13 protein-coding genes are annotated in these 18,273 nt (G+C 43.5%); 3 read left to right on the top strand and 10 right to left on the bottom strand.

Translation table 11 applies throughout. From position 1 onward, the window contains the following. The first annotated feature begins 96 nt into the window (after positions 1-96). The gene (locus tag SK3146_RS19060; protein ID WP_249860308.1) at positions 97-837 is read left to right on the top strand and encodes a hypothetical protein; all 741 of its coding nucleotides are present in this window, start codon (positions 97-99) and stop codon (positions 835-837) included. Positions 838-1,322: 485 nt separating this feature from the next. On the opposite strand, the gene SK3146_RS19055 is transcribed toward SK3146_RS19060, so the two are convergent. Together SK3146_RS19055 and SK3146_RS19050 are read right to left on the bottom strand one after the other, a co-directional pair. After that, entirely contained in the window at positions 1,323-2,381 is a 1,059-nt protein-coding gene (locus SK3146_RS19055; protein ID WP_249860307.1) for a hypothetical protein, read from the bottom strand. Positions 2,382-2,428: 47 nt separating this feature from the next. Beyond that, complete coding sequence (locus SK3146_RS19050; RefSeq protein ID WP_249860306.1) at positions 2,429-2,638, bottom strand: hypothetical protein; 210 nt, start codon at positions 2,636-2,638, stop codon at positions 2,429-2,431. Between the two features lie 106 nt (positions 2,639-2,744). Here SK3146_RS19050 and SK3146_RS19045 point away from each other — a divergent pair, with 106 nt between their 5' ends. Both SK3146_RS19045 and SK3146_RS19040 read left to right on the top strand, forming a co-directional pair. Continuing rightward, positions 2,745-3,446 carry a helix-turn-helix domain-containing protein gene (locus SK3146_RS19045; protein ID WP_249860305.1) on the top strand — a complete coding sequence of 234 codons (702 nt, stop codon included), beginning with the start codon at positions 2,745-2,747 and terminating at the stop codon, positions 3,444-3,446. Further along, on the top strand, positions 3,439-5,142 hold the full coding sequence (locus SK3146_RS19040) for a recombinase family protein (protein WP_249860304.1): 1,704 nt from the start codon (positions 3,439-3,441) through the stop codon (positions 5,140-5,142). Before SK3146_RS19045 ends, SK3146_RS19040 begins: the two co-directional genes overlap by 8 nt. 175 nt (positions 5,143-5,317) lie before the next feature. Here SK3146_RS19040 and SK3146_RS19035 read toward each other — a convergent pair whose 3' ends face one another. From SK3146_RS19035 to SK3146_RS19000, 8 genes are all read right to left on the bottom strand, one after another. Next, positions 5,318-6,619, bottom strand: coding sequence for an IS1380 family transposase (locus SK3146_RS19035; RefSeq protein WP_024982794.1), 1,302 nt, complete (start codon positions 6,617-6,619; stop codon positions 5,318-5,320). 421 nt (positions 6,620-7,040) lie between these two features. Next, positions 7,041-8,342 carry an IS1380 family transposase gene (locus SK3146_RS19030; RefSeq protein ID WP_024982794.1) on the bottom strand — a complete coding sequence of 434 codons (1,302 nt, stop codon included), beginning with the start codon at positions 8,340-8,342 and terminating at the stop codon, positions 7,041-7,043. Between the two features lie 286 nt (positions 8,343-8,628). Then, complete coding sequence (locus tag SK3146_RS19025; protein WP_249860303.1) at positions 8,629-10,044, bottom strand: MFS transporter; 1,416 nt, start codon at positions 10,042-10,044, stop codon at positions 8,629-8,631. A gap of 101 nt (positions 10,045-10,145) precedes the next feature. After that, positions 10,146-10,730 carry a TetR/AcrR family transcriptional regulator gene (locus SK3146_RS19020; RefSeq protein ID WP_249860302.1) on the bottom strand — a complete coding sequence of 195 codons (585 nt, stop codon included), beginning with the start codon at positions 10,728-10,730 and terminating at the stop codon, positions 10,146-10,148. A gap of 284 nt (positions 10,731-11,014) precedes the next feature. After that, entirely contained in the window at positions 11,015-11,347 is a 333-nt protein-coding gene (locus SK3146_RS19015; protein WP_212952899.1) for a hypothetical protein, read from the bottom strand. 32 nt (positions 11,348-11,379) lie between these two features. Then, entirely contained in the window at positions 11,380-13,209 is a 1,830-nt protein-coding gene (locus tag SK3146_RS19010; RefSeq protein ID WP_212952898.1) for a DEAD/DEAH box helicase, read from the bottom strand. 129 nt (positions 13,210-13,338) lie between these two features. Next, positions 13,339-16,392, bottom strand: a complete 3,054-nt coding sequence (locus tag SK3146_RS19005) for a type III restriction-modification system endonuclease (RefSeq protein WP_249860301.1) — start codon at positions 16,390-16,392, stop codon at positions 13,339-13,341. A 15-nt stretch (positions 16,393-16,407) separates the two neighbouring features. After that, the gene (locus SK3146_RS19000) at positions 16,408-18,264 is read right to left on the bottom strand and encodes a site-specific DNA-methyltransferase (RefSeq protein WP_249860300.1); all 1,857 of its coding nucleotides are present in this window, start codon (positions 18,262-18,264) and stop codon (positions 16,408-16,410) included. Positions 18,265-18,273: the final 9 nt, after the last annotated feature.

Genomic DNA, 18,273 nt, shown 5'->3' with positions numbered 1-18,273 from the left:
ATCCATCATACATACCGACATTCACTATAAATGACTTTCGATCAACCGTCGGTAGTGTTGTTTCATTAATACATTTTGAAAGGATTGATTCACAATATGAAAAATCAACAATTATCCGCAGTCGTTGAAGTAATTGAAACACGATCGGTTCAAATGAAATCTAAGTTCCTACACTCCACAAGCTTAAGTAAAGCTATCATTGAATTGGAGGCAGTTGGCGGCGAATACAAATATGTTGGTATCGTCGGCGATCATAAACATGACTCAACTTCATCCTTTTGGCTTAATTGGTTTGAAAAAATCACCGGATGGAAGATTAGAATATTGGATTCATTATTGACCAATGACGCCTTGTTGTTGATCGATAAGATTCAGAAGATATTGTATTTCCGCCGCGACCTTCTGCGATTGTCCATTACACAGTTTATGTCGTTGTTAAAGCAGATCGCTGATACAATCATAAATGACACGCCAGCGGCTATTCAGAGGCTTCAGGAGTGCGTTACAATGTGGTCATCCAATCTCCCTTATGTGAATTCTCATTACCAAACTATCACAGTCAAAAAAACAACAAACGGTCTGCTTCTACCTTTATCATTTAAGCTGTCTGCCGATGATTTTTATGTATCTCTCATTACATACAATAGTGAAATCTTGCTTCGTACAACAAACTACTGCATGTCGGCAGCGGTTAACACCATCTTTTCTCTGACCGCTATTGAAGTGATGATCCGGTTTGACGGCGTTTATTTGGAAATTCAATTACCTAAAGAGATTCGCGAGGCATTGATCGATATGGAAACCATTCTGTTGACCGTCAAGAGGTTAGATTATTGAAATACGGTTTGCGTCGCTTTTCTTCGTCTGCAATTCCGTACAAGGAGCTTCCATTGCCGGAGGCTCCTTCCTGTGTTGAAGCATCACGATAAGCGACGATTGTATGCTCCAGTAGGGAAAACCACCCCTCCGCCCCTGAGGGGAACGCAAAGGATTACCACCCTTTGCAATCCCGTCACTCGGCGTGAGCCAGCCCTTAGCTTGTCAGCTAAGGACAGGAAATAGTGTTGGTCGTTGGAGTCGCCCGTCAAGCCTAAAATGAACTCGCTATCGCTCGGGCTTGACAGGCTTTCTACCAGCCATACATGATACGGGTGATGTAAATAGGGCTTGTTCGTTATGTTCGCCTGCAAGAATAGCCAGAGCTGCAAGCAACTTTTCCAATTCCGTATTCAATGTACTGGATCATGAATAATACATCTCAATACATCATCCAAAGATATCTGAATTTTAATCGCTTGTATGGTATAATTGCATTAGATGTTTTAATTTGTGGTCGTTTCCCCAGCTTGCCCGCTGGTGGAACGACTCTTTTTATTTTTAAACGAGTCTTTATGGACTTTGAGCGGCGGTAGATCAACTTCAGAGAACAGAATTTCATCCATACCCAGGACTTCCTTAAGCTTATTGTAGTTATCATAATAGGTTGTCTTCTGGTATTTCGTCTTACAGTAACCCTTGCCATTAAGCTGCAACTCGGATAGAAAAGCAATCAGCATGCTTTTCGTTCTGATGTTGAGGCTTGTCCTGTTGATGGCGTCGTGCATACTCCTTATTGACGAATGTTTGATCGGCTTCGTAAGGCCTAGTGAATTCAGACCGTCTTGAAGCACCTTAACCGCAGTCTGCGGGGTTAGCAATTCGATTGCCCGCCTTGTGGGGCTAAATTTCTTCATTTCTTCGTAGGTAAGTTCAACCTCGTACCGTAGCAATCCTTCAGCGTCTTGTTGATGTAAAGATTTATTCTGATAAGCTGACTTCTGATCGACTTCTGCCCGCTTATCGTAAAACTTATGGATGCTCCGGTTCTTTTTCGTATTACGCTGATAGACGACGGATTCCAGATTATTACTGCCGGCGGCCCTATAGGGAACAGCCTTGTAACCTCCGGGCTTTTGTATGCCGGACAACAGGTTCAGGTAATCCTGCATATGCCGGCCGGCATTGAAGTTTTTGCAGATATGCAGTTTTTCTACTTCCCAATTGCTGTATTGGGGTACTTGAGAAAGTGGAATCTGCAATTTTCCTGCGATATATCGTCGGAGCTTCCTGAACAGTGGCTCAACATCAACCTGCCTCAATTCGTACACGTTGCTTCCGTACAGATAACGCGGTGCCGATAATTCGAGCTTCAGCCATGCTCTTTGCGGGTCGTCTTCCTTATACTTATAAACGAGACGTGGTTGGGTGTCGTCATGCTGATCGAACAACTCGCATGTAACCATCTTTCGTTTCATGGTTTTCTTAACCTCTGTCCAAGACACCTGATCGATTTGTGCTTCTGTGAGGTTGACCAGTATATCGAATTTCACTGTATCTATCAAGGGTTTCGTCCTCCTTCAGTCCGTAGTCCCGAACGGTTTCTGACCTATTAGTTAGTTCGTACATCTTCGCCTGCTTTTGCCACTTCTGCTTCATCAATTAAGGATAAGTCGTGGTTTGTTTGCAAATAATTGTCTAGTAGATTCACCAGTTTCGAGAGAAATATTTGCTTTGCTTGATATCTTTCTTCGACGAATTCCACAAAGCTTTGCTGCCGGTCATCTAAATTATCTGCGTTGACATACTCAAAGTTATTCATAATCACCAACCTTTTTGGAATGTATATTTGTTTTGACAGTCTTGCTTGTCAAAAATATTATCATGTTCTATAATCGTTGTAAAGACGTCCAGAAAGGGTGAGTTACATGCCGAAGAAAACAATAGATGCTAAAGAATTTTTTCAGCTTAAAATGAGCACTCTTGGGGAACGTATCCGTTTTTTTCGAGAAAAGTTAGGTGAACTTGATCCCAAAGAAGATTATTCGACTCGAGCTATCGGTAAACGAATAGGTGTAACTTCTCAATCCATTACGGCAATTGAACGCGGTGAATCGAAGAATCCATCATTTCAAGTGATTCTTGGTCTGGCCAAAGTACTGCATGTACCGATTGACACTTTTACTGATGATTTTTATCAAGGCGATATTAAACTTTTTGAAATTGGTGTGCATGATGGAGATCAAACGGCCATAACAGCAGAGTATTCTGAACTCGATCCTGCCCTGTCGTCAGATTTCTATTTCGGATGTTATGTCTATCAAGTATTTCAAGACGGTAGAATGAGATTCGTTTATTGCAAGGACACGAAAAACTCTGTTGATTACAAATCATTTATTAAAAGCCTTTCACGGTTTGTTGCCGAAATAGAACTGCACTCTCTTGAAAATGATGACATTCTTACTTCTACAGAAAACCGGTTTTCATCATTTCATCATGCAGTTTCGCTTTTTAATGCATGCATCGAGCATCCAACTATGTTTCCTTTAATTATGAAAGATGAATGGATTCAATATTTCAACGAGTTTCATGAAGAACATTTTAGGAAGGAGCAACAAAAGCATGAATAAAACAACCGTCGCTATTTATGCCCGCGTCAGCACCGAAGAACAAGTTAAAGAGGGATACAGCATTCAAGCCCAAATCGCCGAATTGAAGCGGTACGCTGAACTTCACGGATTTCAAATAGTCGATGAATACGTTGACGAGGGAGCAAGCGGCAAAAACATTACTGGTCGCCCCCAAATGAAACGACTGCTTAAAGATGCACAGCATCATAGGTTTCTAATGGTCATGGTCTACAAAATTGACAGGCTTGCTCGTAAATTAAAAGACGCATTGGAGATCAGCGATACATTGGAAAACCATAACGTCAAGTTGATTAGCCTGAACGAAAACTTTGATACTTCGACACCTTTCGGTAAAACTGCCTTCCAGATGCTCTGCTCATTTGCTGAACTGGAGAGGAACAACATCATAGACCGAGTGAAAATGGGGATGATGCAACGGGCAAAAGAAGGGAAGTATAACGGAGGCAAAGTTCTTGGCTACGATAATATTGAGAAGGAATTAATAGTAAATGAAGATGAAGCGATCATCGTCAGGAAAATATTCGAGTATGCTGATCAGGGGCTTGGATTGAAAGCCATTACACGGCGGTTAAACGAAATGGGCTACCGTACAAAGACCGGCAAAGCCTTCGCAGTATTCAGTATTAAAACCATTCTAAATAATCCGGTCTACCTCGGTAAAATCAGATATAATCAACTTGAAAACTGGGCAGATAAACGACGCAAGGGTAAGAATTCAGACTTCTTGCTCACCGATGGTACTCACCAACCACTAATAACGATTGAACAATGGGAACGAGTACACAAGGTAATAAGCAAACGCTCGTATAAACCAATCCGCTCCAATACTCCTTATATTTTAAGCGGATTAGTCAAATGCCCGGTTTGCAGTCATGGAATGGTTCCCGGCCGGGCCAAAGGTGCTCAAGGCAAGCCATATCGTTACTATGTATGCGGCCAATTTCACAACAAAGGTAAGTCGGTATGTCGCTCCAACATGATTCGAGCAGACGTAGTAGAGCAGCATGTTATGAATGAACTTGCTCGAATCGTATCAGAGCCATACGTTTTGAAAAAACTTGTTGATAAAATAAACAGCGACCGTCAAAATAATGAGCAGCCATTGAAAGCCGACAAAAGAACGGTTGAATCTCGAATTACCAAAGTGCAAACGAAGATCAAGAGCTTGAAAGATAATATTCTTACCGACCCCGAGATTGCTGAATTCTTTAAACCCGATCTTATCGAATCGATCAGAGAACAAAAGCTTCTGCAGGAGCGATTAGAGAGCATTAACACTGAACTCACACTACTCGATATGAAGCCAGTAGATTACGAATCTTTGAAACTTTTGCTTTCCAATCTACAAACTGTACTGGAGCAATCGACGCCCGACGATCAAAAAGCATTGTATCGTCTTCTTATTAAGGAGATTATCATTACAAAAGATGCTCCTCGAGGTGTCGGAAGGCAGGTTAAAAAAATCAACTTGCACTTCGATTTCACAATGGATTCCCTGTTCAGTCCATCATTTGAAATGCTAGGTAAGGTCAAAGATCATGTTGCACCACTAGAAGCATCGGTGCTTAATTCTTTGTACAACATTAATAAGCAAACCATGTACAGGGACTTGATGGAGTCCCTTTCTATTTTACCTTTAGCGATGATACGGTTCACCTTAGATTATTTTATTTAGCCTGAATTTCGAAAGCGCATAAGAATGCGGTGGCGATCATCCAGGAGCGGATCAACAACTGTGAATAAGTGGGAGTGGGACCAGCGAAATTTTGAAACCAATATCCACATGGGGATAACTCCCCCCTCCCCAGAAAAGGGGCATTGTTGTTTTCCATGTGAAATGTTGGAAGCCGTCACTCCAATTGAACCACTTTGGCTTCGATTCGTTTCCATGCATGACGACCGTCGAAATCCTTGATCAGCTTGAGCACGACCGCGCGACTATGCCGAACAAGCGTCGCCGCGCAATGAAAGAACTCCAGTCGGAATCTTGCAATCGTATAACCCTGATGCATCGGTTCGCAACAATCGCGCTTAAAGCGTTCGAACAAATTGTAGGCCAGCAACTTGATCAGCAGATCGACTTCATTCGCTTCAAAATCACTGGTCGCGATCCGGTCCATGGAAAAACCGTCTTTCGCCTCTTTGATGTAATTTTCCATGCAGCAACGCTGGTTGTAAAAGCGCCATAGGTCAATTGGTTCCCACTCCAGGTTGGTTACAATCGCTTCATACTGCCAGTCCTCGTCGAATACGATGCGGCCTTGACCGTCTTCGCAGACTTGCGTCTTACGAATGACCGCTACGCGACGGGGCTTTTTCCAGGACGTAGCTTTGTAAATCAAAGTGATGCCCTCGATGATCCAGTCCTCGTCGACATAGCGCGTCCAGTAGCGACAAGCCGCCACGTCGCTTGCGAGGCGTTTGGTCCATTTCATTTTGCCGACGTAACCGATCTTGCGGCCTTCCCACAGTTGGTAGAAATCCTCGCCGCCAAAGCCTTTGTCGAACCGGGCGTACGCCACTTGGCGCTCGCCGAGCAGTGCGAAGGTTTGCTGCAAAAAGTCGATTGCGTCGGTTGAAGAATGCGTGTTGCCGGGGCGAAGCCTCGCATTCAGATTCAAGTGGGTTTGCCCTTCAAAAGCCAGCAACGGATGGTAGCTGTTTCGTCCGGGCTTATGCGGATTGGTGCCTTTGGCCGCGCCGGCCTGCTCCCCGTATACCGTCTCCACCGAGGAGTCCAGATCAAGGATTGGCTTGGACGGCAAGCAGAGATGAATGATTTCCATATTCAGCTTGCGCAGTTCCGTCGGGAGCTGCGGGCAGGATCTGCCCAGACGCGCGAGCTCCTTGTACAGCAAACTGTGATGCGGCAGACGGCCTCCCAGAAAACGACAAAGCAACACATCGTGCTGTAACTTGCGGAAATGAAAAATACGCCCGCAGCCCAGCATCCAGCCAACCATTAGATAGAGCAGGATGCGATGAACAGGAAAAATGGCGTTGTGCGCTTTGCCGCCGGAAAGGCGCTGCATGGCCTCGGCGAGCTTGATTTTTTCGAGATAGGCCAAAAAGATTTTGACGCCGCCGAAACTCGTGGCGTTCTGCAGCGAAAATTCGCTCTTGATTTTGCTGACCGGTGTGGTAGACTTCACCTAAAAGGTGCTCCTCTCTTTGGGTGATGTTGTCCTGGACAAACACCATTCTACCAAAGATTTGGAGCCCTTTTTATGTTTTTAATGCGCAGTACTTTCGAAATTCAGGTTTAGTTCTATTTTAAACCCCTATACCTCGTATAAGAAGTCCACAGGTAGCCATTTAAGACTTTTCCCCATACTTAGTAAAACAGGCTTATAAGAGCTTACAGAGCGTCTCAAACATCGGTGGTAATGTACATTTAATCCTGAATTTCGAAAGCGCATAAGAATGCGGTGGCGATCATCCAGGAGCGGATCAACAACTGTGAATAAGTGGGAGTGGGACCAGCGAAATTTTGAAACCAATATCCACATGGGGATAACTCCCCCCTCCCCAGAAAGGGGCATTGTTGTTTTCCATGTGAAATGTTGGAAGCCGTCACTCCAATTGAACCACTTTGGCTTCGATTCGTTTCCATGCATGACGACCGTCGAAATCCTTGATCAGCTTGAGCACGACCGCGCGACTATGCCGAACAAGCGTCGCCGCGCAATGAAAGAACTCCAGTCGGAATCTTGCAATCGTATAACCCTGATGCATCGGTTCGCAACAATCGCGCTTAAAGCGTTCGAACAAATTGTAGGCCAGCAACTTGATCAGCAGATCGACTTCATTCGCTTCAAAATCACTGGTCGCGATCCGGTCCATGGAAAAACCGTCTTTCGCCTCTTTGATGTAATTTTCCATGCAGCAACGCTGGTTGTAAAAGCGCCATAGGTCAATTGGTTCCCACTCCAGGTTGGTTACAATCGCTTCATACTGCCAGTCCTCGTCGAATACGATGCGGCCTTGACCGTCTTCGCAGACTTGCGTCTTACGAATGACCGCTACGCGACGGGGCTTTTTCCAGGACGTAGCTTTGTAAATCAAAGTGATGCCCTCGATGATCCAGTCCTCGTCGACATAGCGCGTCCAGTAGCGACAAGCCGCCACGTCGCTTGCGAGGCGTTTGGTCCATTTCATTTTGCCGACGTAACCGATCTTGCGGCCTTCCCACAGTTGGTAGAAATCCTCGCCGCCAAAGCCTTTGTCGAACCGGGCGTACGCCACTTGGCGCTCGCCGAGCAGTGCGAAGGTTTGCTGCAAAAAGTCGATTGCGTCGGTTGAAGAATGCGTGTTGCCGGGGCGAAGCCTCGCATTCAGATTCAAGTGGGTTTGCCCTTCAAAAGCCAGCAACGGATGGTAGCTGTTTCGTCCGGGCTTATGCGGATTGGTGCCTTTGGCCGCGCCGGCCTGCTCCCCGTATACCGTCTCCACCGAGGAGTCCAGATCAAGGATTGGCTTGGACGGCAAGCAGAGATGAATGATTTCCATATTCAGCTTGCGCAGTTCCGTCGGGAGCTGCGGGCAGGATCTGCCCAGACGCGCGAGCTCCTTGTACAGCAAACTGTGATGCGGCAGACGGCCTCCCAGAAAACGACAAAGCAACACATCGTGCTGTAACTTGCGGAAATGAAAAATACGCCCGCAGCCCAGCATCCAGCCAACCATTAGATAGAGCAGGATGCGATGAACAGGAAAAATGGCGTTGTGCGCTTTGCCGCCGGAAAGGCGCTGCATGGCCTCGGCGAGCTTGATTTTTTCGAGATAGGCCAAAAAGATTTTGACGCCGCCGAAACTCGTGGCGTTCTGCAGCGAAAATTCGCTCTTGATTTTGCTGACCGGTGTGGTAGACTTCACCTAAAAGGTGCTCCTCTCTTTGGGTGATGTTGTCCTGGACAAACACCATTCTACCAAAGATTTGGAGCCCTTTTTATGTTTTTAATGCGCAGTACTTTCGAAATTCAGGTTAATGTCTTATTTTTCGTCATAATCTGAAGACAGTTCGCCTACAAGTCTAACAAAAAAATATTTACTATATTTCCCATGATTACAATCCGGTAACCCTCCTCAAAAGATTTTTATTGTTATTCTATTCATCTGTTCTTTGAAATAATTACAGAGACAGTTCTATTCTCACATCATTTCACTGCTGCCTTACTCGATTATTTTTTGGTAGTAAACCTAATGCTGTAAAGGCTCCGAGCAATGAAAGCGCGACCGCTATCCACCAACTATTTTCGAAAGCCCTCAAATCTCTAACGGATGAACCAAGTACAACGACCAAAATAGTTGTCCCAAGGACTGAACCAAGTTGCCTGAACATATTAACAATCGCGCTGCCAGTAGCAGTCTGATCTGAAGCTAATTCCTTTGTTGCGGATGAGATTATTATTGGTAGTGTCATTCCATATCCTATACCGATTATCAGCCATCCAGGTAAAACTTGAGTCCAATAATTCGGAGAGCCTTGAACGGACAGAGCGAATAAAAGGGAACCCGCACCTATCAATACCATTCCAATGGCGGCAACTACATTAAAAGTAATTCGCTTAGAAAAACGCTGACCGACAATGGCGGAAGGCCATACCATGCATGGACCAGCACTGATTGCTAAGCCTGTTGCCAATGAAGACCAGCCCCATATATTTTGTATATACATAATAATGGATAACAACTCCATAGCAAATGCGATGTTTACAAGTGTTATCGTTATATTTGACCATGTGAAGACTCTGCTACGGAACAATGATAACTCAACAATAGGATATGGGTGTTTGCGGGATTGAGTAATGAAACCTATTAACGCGATGACAAATAAAATAAAGCTTCCCCAAATTATTGGATGTTCCCATCCCCAATCTGTAGCTTTTCCAAGCCCAAGAGCCAACGCTCCTATGGAAACAATAAGAAGCAATCCTCCCCATAGATCAGGCATTCCCGAAATGGTTTTAGATCTTTGATCCGGGATATATTGGATTGCTGTTAATACAGCGAATATACCGATTGGTACATTGATGATGAAGAGCCATTGCCACGATATTTCCAGTAATACTCCTCCAACCACCGGTCCAGCTGCCGCTGCGAGTGAGCCACTACTCGTCCAAATTCGAACCGCACGTTTTTTTTGTTTTTCTGGCATTATAGTAAGCACCAGCCCCAAACTACTGGGAGTTAAAAGTGCGGCCCCTATGGCTTGAAGACAGCGAAATAGAATAAGCACCCATAAACCCCCACTGAGTGCAGCACCTAGACTAGACAAAGTAAATAAGCTTATTCCCCATACAAAACCGTTTTTTTGACCAAATCTATCTGCCCACTTACCTGCAGGAACCAACAAAGCGGCATACAAAATGGCATACCCATTAAGAATCCAACTCAGATTTGATAAGGAGCTTTGGCCAAAAGAATCACCAATTTTATTCAATGCCACATTTACAATAAAAACATCAAGACTTGCCATAAAAACAGCAATACATAATATAAATAAATTTAGTTTATTGTGTTTATCTAATATAGACTCGGTCGAGTCCGTCTTCCGGTTTACTTGCCCTTTGGTCATGTTAGCATCCCCTTAAATAAATAAATAAATGAATCAAGCAAATCACATATTATTGACCGCAAAGTCAATAATATGCAAACTAAGAGAAATGGGCCTCTTAGTTATACTAGTAATGTTTCAATTGCAGCATCCAAGGTTGCCTGAATTTGCACTTTCGGTATGCCTGCACGTATCATGACTCTGATGCCAATAATCGAGTTAGTCATATAAAGAGCAAGTTGCTCACTTGATGACTTTTGAATGACAGAGTCTTCTTGTTGTCCTTGTAAGATTACGCGGTTTAAACTATCCCACATTCCCTGAAACATTTTATCAAATTGAATTTTAACATGTACATAGTCAGGATCTGTTAATTCTAACGCTGAATTGACGACAAAGCACCCTACATTGTTTCTGCCACTGTTGGATACAAGTAAATGCTGTTGCAAATAACGCAGCGTCTCTATAGCAGTAGAACCGTGGGTCAAAAGCTTTTGAAAGCGAGATAGGAATTCATCGCAGTAAAGGGATAGAGATTTTTCAAAGAGAGACTTTTTATCACCAAATGCACCGTACAAACTCTGCTTTTTTAATTGCGTCCTTTCCGTTAAAAGTTCGTAAGAAGAACCGTTATATCCATATTCATTAAAAACGTCTATCGCGGCATGCAATACTTGATTGTAATCAAACTCTCTTGGTCTGCTCATGAATACATTATACTGATTATTGAACATACAGTCAATAAACTGATTCGGAATAAATGAGGAGTGACTTGACATTTTCTAACCATCGTATGACGGATTCTATATGCTTTACGTGTGTGCTTAGGCTTCAATCTGCAGATTGATCATCGTCGCTCCCACCCTCAACTCAACCCTCCGCTTTACCACTATTTGTGATACGGCTCACCGTATCTATTGATAGGGTAAACTAAACTTCGTTACACACCTCAAAATCAAAGGGGCCCGGATCATCTCCTAGGCCCCTCCGTTTATAACTTAACCACCGCTTCAGCTTGCTGAATTTGCTTGGTCAAAATTGCTATCTCTGCTTCTCTATCCCACATTACACTTGAGCGTCCTGCTATTATCATTTCGGATTTTAGCAGTACCTCATCCTTGTTATACATATACTTGAATTGCAGCGGTTCGCCTGTTTCATCATCTTTGCAGTACATGTCAACGATGATCATTTGATCTCGCTTGTAAAGGGAAATCTCATCGTAATTTGCTTCGCTAATATTATTTGCCAACACAAAAGGAGGAATCCCCTTATTGGCAAGAACATGTGCTAACTTCACTTTTAATTCCTGCACACTAAGCAATTGTTACCCTCCTTTCGGTTAATAAACTCATTCTAAAGTCTTTCCGCTAAATATGCCACATGTTTTTCAGCCAGTGGCCTTGCTTGCTTGAAGTCGGCAATAGACCATTGCTTTCTTGGATACCCAATCGCCTTCAGCAATTGTTCGTTAATTATTTTGACGCATAGTCCATCTAAGGCTAGTTGTGTATCACGATAATAACCCAACTTTGTAGCAATATCTTCTGCTTTCCCTTTGGGGTTCAGACCCTTTGCAGTTAATATTTCCGCAATTCCATTTTCAATGTATGTCTTTAATTCTTGCCGACGCTCTTTCAATTCAAGGTCGGGTCTTTTCGATTTCGCAATATCTTCAAACGTAGACCCTTCGATAAGTTTAATCATCTCGTCAGTAACCGGAATACCCTTTGACCTTAGTGCTTCTAATGCTTCTTCGGTCTTGGTTCTGCTCTGACGAATGGCCTCTTCGTACGCTTCTAATATGGTTTCATCACCAACAAATGTCTTCAGTTCTTCTCTAAAAGTTTCTGATTGTCTAGCTTCCCCAACATCAAGCTCTGATCCACCATTACCGTCAGAAGAGCCTCCACCTTCATTCTCCTCGAATAACTTCTCTAACCGGTCGATGATCTCAGCCTTTTGTTGTTCTTTACTGTAGTACTCCCACAGCTCCTCCAGTCCAAGTGCGTTGTGATATACGAGATGTGCAACATTATCTATTGCCGTGTCTTTTGCGTCAGGAATTGAACGTAATGCTCTTCCTGCAAATTGTGCGTATGCCGACAAGCTCTTAAATGGCCGGAATATCGCGGCAATAGAAATGTATGGATGGTCGTAACCTTCACCAAGCATACCGACGTTCACAATTACATGCGTTCGATCATTGTGAAAGTCCACTCTTTCCCGATCTTGTTCAGAGGGTTCCATGTCACTGTGTATAATTGATGCAGGACATCCTGCGGCTTCGTATAGCTGTTTAATCTCCCTTGCATGTTCAATGGAACAAGCAACAGCAATGATTTTATGAGGTACTCCTGTTGCTTCTCTTTTCTCGGTCATGATTTGGAGGCTTCTTTTTACAACAGCTTCACTGCACTGCGTTGAGTACGCTACCGTTCTTTCCACCCAGTCGCTGTCTTTTAATTTCAACACTTCCTCCAAGGATACGTCTTCTTCAAATCCTTGTACCTTGAAAGTCAACTGATCTGGTATGTACTCTTTTTTAACAAGCTGCTTTACGTAGCCTTTTATCATTGCCCGACTCAGCGGATAAGAATAAATATCCTCAGCATAGATTTCCTTTTTATCTGATCTGAAAGGAGTACCCGTAATCTTAACGATTTTCGCCGAATTGAAGTACTCTTCCATCTCTACCCACGATGCTGCTGGGGAATGATGTGCTTCGTCGATAATTATCATATCGAAAAAATCCCGCGGTACCTTTTGCAATAAAGAACTTGCATTGTGGGACTGGAGTCGATGAATATTGGTAATCACAATTTTAGCTTGTTCCAGCGTTCTTGGATCTCCTTCGTATTCAATGACTTCGGGTAAGTTGGTTGGAATATTAATGACTTTTCGATTCCACCAGAAGTTATGTTCGTATCTAGGGTCAAGGCTATCAGTAACCGTATTGCGAATTGTCCGATTTGGAGTAACAATTAGCACCCTGTGCTTGGCTATGCCGTATGGCAAAATAGCCATTAAGCCCGTTTTACCAACCCCAGTTGGTAAAGTGACCAATGCTGGTTTATGATCAACTGGAGATTCAAAATATTCTTTCACTCTCAAATAACCTTGTACTTGTGGCTCCCTTAGGTTAGGATTGCCCTCAATGTGAGCAAATGTTTTTTCGAAGTACATATAAGCCCCCCGGCAGTTTGTTGTAATACATATTTCCACATAATCCCTCATATTCCTGCAAACCAAAAATGTTAAATCCAATTGAAAAGCCGAGGATCGAATGAATGATCCCCGGCTTTCATCTGGATATTATCCTTTAACAATCTCCATTAACTTCTCATAGCTGTTAACCACATCATACTTCAACTGATCCGAATTCAGCTTAGCAAAATGCCTTCGTGCACATTCAATCTTCGCCTTCTCGACTTCACGCAGCTCCATAGAGTCTAACGAACCTTTCGTCTCGGCAATAAAGTATATGTGCTTCACGTCACCTTCTTTGAATACAATCGCCCAGTCTGGATTGTAGTCACCAACTGGAGTAGGGATGTAGAAGCCCCGCGGCAACTTAGCGTAAATGTGTACTTCATTGCTCGTATCCAGCTCTTTCGCAAAAGCCCGCTCGATCTTGGAATCCGTCACCACATAGTCGTAGATGTGCTTCTCAACCGCTATTGCATTTTGTCCAAGCTGACCCTTCAGCGTGTTCTTCGTGAACACATCGGTATCGAACGTATCATTGATCACATCATACGTAATGGATTCAATGATCGTCGTCGCCTTCTGCTCGTTGATCAGTCTGGACGCCCGAAGTATAAACTCCTCGGGATTCTTCTGGAACAGCATGAACTTCGCTTGTTTGATGCCTTTCAAGATAGCCACAATCGTTTTTCTGGTGAGCTTTGTTTCATCCATCAGTTTGCCGATCAAGTCGTATTTGATCTTCGACGCCGCAGCTTGATGAACATAATCCGCGTCCGTCTCTCGAATTACGAACGCTTCTCCCTGCTTCAATTGTTCACGAGATTCGATCTCATTCATTTCACCATGCTTGATGGAATAACGAATAGAAGGCACTTCCAAGTTCATATCAATCGCCATGATGCTTTTCCGCACCAATTCTTCCGAATCGAACTGAACCGTGTAAACCGATTTCTTATTGATTCGGCTCCACAACTCCTTGAATTCTTTCTTATGGAAGTTGCTGTTCACCGTGATATTCGGAACTGTATTCTTCCGATCATCGTTCGTCATATCCGACTTGCCTTCAACATAGATCGATTTAACCAGTTCAATAAGCTGCTCTTGATGTGCATTCAGCTCGTCAGGTAGTTTGACGGTTTGTTCTTCTACAGCAGCAAAATAAGCATCCGTCAGATTGTAGTCATCATCGGTATAGCCGTTACGAATAAACGCATTCTGCAGCTTGGTTGCGAGTCTCTCATCAATCTTCAATTGTTCGCCGCGGGCATTCACAAGTACTTTTTCCAAGAAGAAGCTATTGTCTGCCTTTCGTGGGCGATCCGACAATGTCGCGGCAATCTCGCTCTGAAGCTGCTTGGCAAATTGCTCATAAGATTCACTGGCGACAACGGTCAATGCATTAATCTCGTGAACGTCAATACCCGGAATACTCGAATCGATCCGTTCGCCATACTTGTTCACGCAGAGGCGTAAACCTCGTCCAACTTCCTGCCGCTTCTTGATCGTAGAATCACTGTGCTTGAGCGTGCAGATCTGGAATACGTTCGGGTTATCCCAGCCTTCCTTCAACGCCGAGTGGGAGAAAATAAACCTTGTCGGTTCCTCAAAGCTGAGAAGTTGCTCCTTCTGTCGCATAATCAGGTCATATGCGTCTGCATCATCGGAGTCCGTTTCTCTGGCAGACACTTTGGAGTCAACGAACCGATTGCTCTTTTTGTCGATGGAGAAGTACCCTTTATGCGTATCCTTCACTTGAATGTTATTCAAATATTGAACATATGGGTCATCTGCGAACAATGACAGTTGTTCGTTCAGGAGTTCCATGTACTCTTCTTCAAAAATATCCGCATAATCGCCGTTCAGTTCGTTGCCGTCTTTATCGTATTTTCGATACTTGGCAACTTCGTCGATAAAGAAGAGCGAGAGAACTTTAATCCCTTTATGAAACAGTACCCGCTCCTTCTCGAAATGAGATTTCAGCGTCTCCCGAATCTGGATTCGCCGGAAATGAAGCTCGCTGACATCACCTTGCACGTCTCCGGCGAACAGCGTGACTCCATTAATAAAGCTGATGCTGTTATTCTGACCGTTGATCTCGGATACCTTGTAACCTTTATACTGCTCCAAATTCTCGGACAATTGATAGAGGTCATCGCCTGTGACGATCTTCTTGGATACTTTGGTTAATCCGGTTTTGGTTCGTTTTTCATACTCAAGTCTAGCAACGGGAGCATGCTTGTCGCTGACATCAATGCCTTCGAGGTAGACGTAGCTGTTCGTTCCGCTTGATCCTTTGACCGAGATGCCTTTCACACTAATTTTCTTGACCAGTTTCATGTTGTAGGCATCCAGAGCATCGAGGCGATAGACTTTGTTGTAGTCTTCCCGATGAGTTGCCGAGTATCGCAACGTAAACAACGCTTTGAAATCCTTCAATGCCTCTTTCGTCTTCTGACCTTCGACGGATTGTGGCTCATCGATGATGAGTATAGGATTTGTGCTGGCGATTACATCAATTGGTCGTCGAGATTGAAAGTCATCCAGCTCCATTGTAATTCTTCTTGCATCCTTACCTCTCGCATTAAACGCTTGAGCGTTAATAATCATAACGTTAATGCCAGCGTCACTTGCGAATTTATCGATATGATGCAGGTCCTTGGAATTATAAACGAAGTAACGTGCCTTCGATCCATACTCCGCCATGAAGTGGTCTTCGGTAATCTGAAATGTCTTCAGTACACCTTCACGAATCGCGATCGAAGGAACAACGATAATGAATTTGCTCCAACCGTACTTTTTGTACAACTCGAACATCGTCCGAATATACGTATAGGTTTTACCCGTACCAGTTTCCATTTCAACCGTCAGATTGTACTTACCCTCAAGCCGCTCCGATAGTTTCAATCCATTCTGACGTTGTATCGCTTGAATATTGCCCAGGACTTCCTGATCGACTAGCTTGATAGGATTGTTCTTGAACCCATATTCCGAATCGTTGCCGCTTGTTTGCTGAAAGAGATCACCGATTTCCACACTCTTCTGACGACGACCTTTATCAAGCGTGAAGCGAGAGGATTCGTTGGGTTGTCCTTGAAATACGTCAACAATGCTCTTTACTGCATCCAATTGGAACTGCTGGTGTTTGAATTTAATCTTCATCGCTGCTCACCTTCCTTACAACACTTGAATTTCAGTGCTAGGGGAGAGTAGCTTGAACAGTTCTTCGACATTGATTCGAGCAGAATCATCCCGGAACGAACTGTCACGGAATACAACGCGAAGAGGTTGATCCTCTGCAATCTTTTTGATAACCGACTCGGGCACCTCGTCATCAAAGCAAGCGATTAAGGAGTTGCCTGCAACGTAGTGGACGGTCTTGCCTTCGATTTTTTTGGATTCCATCGGCAATGAAAGCTCTAGTCCACACTCCAGCATCACTTGAATCAGCAAGTCTTCCCCAGTGCGATCTTCTTTGATGTTCGACGCCATGTCATCTAGATTCAACTGGCCGAGCTTGTCCGGCGTGTAATAGACATCTTTCATATTGCTGGAGTCTACTCGGTACACACGGAAGCCGTAATCGATGTCTGCTCCTGTTTCTTCTTTGATCTTATTCGCTGCACGACGGATACGTTCTTTTCCGATTTCGCATATATTCTTGAAACCGGATTTGTACGCCGCTGATGTTTCATCTGTTTTCTCTGGAAGCTGTATCAATATATACTTTCGATTTCCACCATCTTCAGAATTCAGTTTCATTACCGAATGAGCCGTTGTTGCGGAACCGGAGAAGAAATCAAGAATCAGATCTTCCGTATTAGTTGTCTGTTCCAATAATGTCATAACTAAATCGGTTGGTTTAGGGAAATCAAATACGGACTCAGGAAATAGTTCTGACAATTCCCTTGTGCCGTGGACAGTATAGATGTCTGTTGAGATAAGACTACTGAATCCTGTATACTGACTACTCATTTCATTTAGAAAAAGTTTATGGCGTGGACGGCCCTCTGGACTTGAAGGAAACAATATTCTTCCTTCGTTTATTTTCTTCGTCATGGTCTCTCTGTCATATCTCCACCCCTTAGGTGGGCATGAATATGAAATACCTGTTTTAGGATCAATTAGATCGTAGTGTAAGTTTGGCCGCTTATCTATTGTAGCTAGTCCAGTTAAGTCTGCACTTCTCCAAGGACCTCTAGGGTCATTATCTGGATTAGAAAACTTGTCCAAATCCTTCAAACTACCTCTGAGAGTCGACAAATTACTTCTGCCATAACAGATAATATATTCATGATCTATTGAGGCTCCTGTCTTTGTCCTATTATCAACCATCTGTCTGCTCTTCCATATAAATTGACAAATAAAGTTTTCATTCCCGAAAATATCATCCAGTACCTCTCTCATATTCTTAGCTTCATTGTCATCAATAGAGATTAAGATAATGCCATCCTCAGTTAATAAATTTCTTGCTATTTTCAGTCTCGAATAAATAAATGTCAGCCAATCGCTATGAAATCGTCCATTTGATTCCGTATTTTGAAAAAAGCGAACGCCTTCATCATCAACTTGCCCTGAGTTCTCAAGATACTCATCTAAGGGCTCTTTGAAATTATCTTTATATATAAAGTCTTTACCCGTATTATATGGAGGATCAATATAAATACATTTTACCTTGTTTAAATAAGATTCCTGAAGCAATTTCAATACTTCAAGATTATCCCCTTCAATATATATGTTCTGAGTATTTTCCCAGTCAACACTGTCCTTTGGAAGTGGTCGTAAAGTCTTATCGATAGGGGTATTCGCATTAATAATTGATTCCTTCTTCCCCGGCCACGTCAATTGATACCGTTCTCTTTCCCCTTCAACAAGGTAGTCAGATAGCTCCTGTCTCAACAAATCAAAATCAACCGCACGTTTGATCTTTCCTTGTTCATCTCTTGCTTCTGTAATTACGTTAGGAAACAATTCTGCAAGCTTGTCGATATTGACCTGAGTCAGATCGACTGATTTCATCGTCAGTTTGTTCATGAAAGATTG

The sequence above is a fragment of the Paenibacillus konkukensis genome (assembly GCF_023523925.1).
GTDB classification, from domain to species: Bacteria; Bacillota; Bacilli; order Paenibacillales; family NBRC-103111; genus Paenibacillus_S; species Paenibacillus_S doosanensis.
The sequence above is the reverse complement of the archived record's forward strand: the minus strand, read 5'-3'. Positions and strand labels throughout refer to the sequence as shown.

Coding starts and splice junctions, on each gene's coding strand:
- SK3146_RS19060 (WP_249860308.1), top strand. CDS start 97: ATGAAAAATCAACAATTATCCGCAGTCGTTGAAGTAATTGAAACACGA.
- SK3146_RS19050 (WP_249860306.1), bottom strand. CDS start 2,638: ATGAATAACTTTGAGTATGTCAACGCAGATAATTTAGATGACCGGCAG.
- SK3146_RS19045 (WP_249860305.1), top strand. CDS start 2,745: ATGCCGAAGAAAACAATAGATGCTAAAGAATTTTTTCAGCTTAAAATG.
- SK3146_RS19040 (WP_249860304.1), top strand. CDS start 3,439: ATGAATAAAACAACCGTCGCTATTTATGCCCGCGTCAGCACCGAAGAA.
- SK3146_RS19025 (WP_249860303.1), bottom strand. CDS start 10,044: ATGACCAAAGGGCAAGTAAACCGGAAGACGGACTCGACCGAGTCTATA.
- SK3146_RS19020 (WP_249860302.1), bottom strand. CDS start 10,730: ATGAGCAGACCAAGAGAGTTTGATTACAATCAAGTATTGCATGCCGCG.
- SK3146_RS19010 (WP_212952898.1), bottom strand. CDS start 13,209: ATGTACTTCGAAAAAACATTTGCTCACATTGAGGGCAATCCTAACCTA.
- SK3146_RS19005 (WP_249860301.1), bottom strand. CDS start 16,392: ATGAAGATTAAATTCAAACACCAGCAGTTCCAATTGGATGCAGTAAAG.
- SK3146_RS19000 (WP_249860300.1), bottom strand. CDS start 18,264: ATGAACAAACTGACGATGAAATCAGTCGATCTGACTCAGGTCAATATC.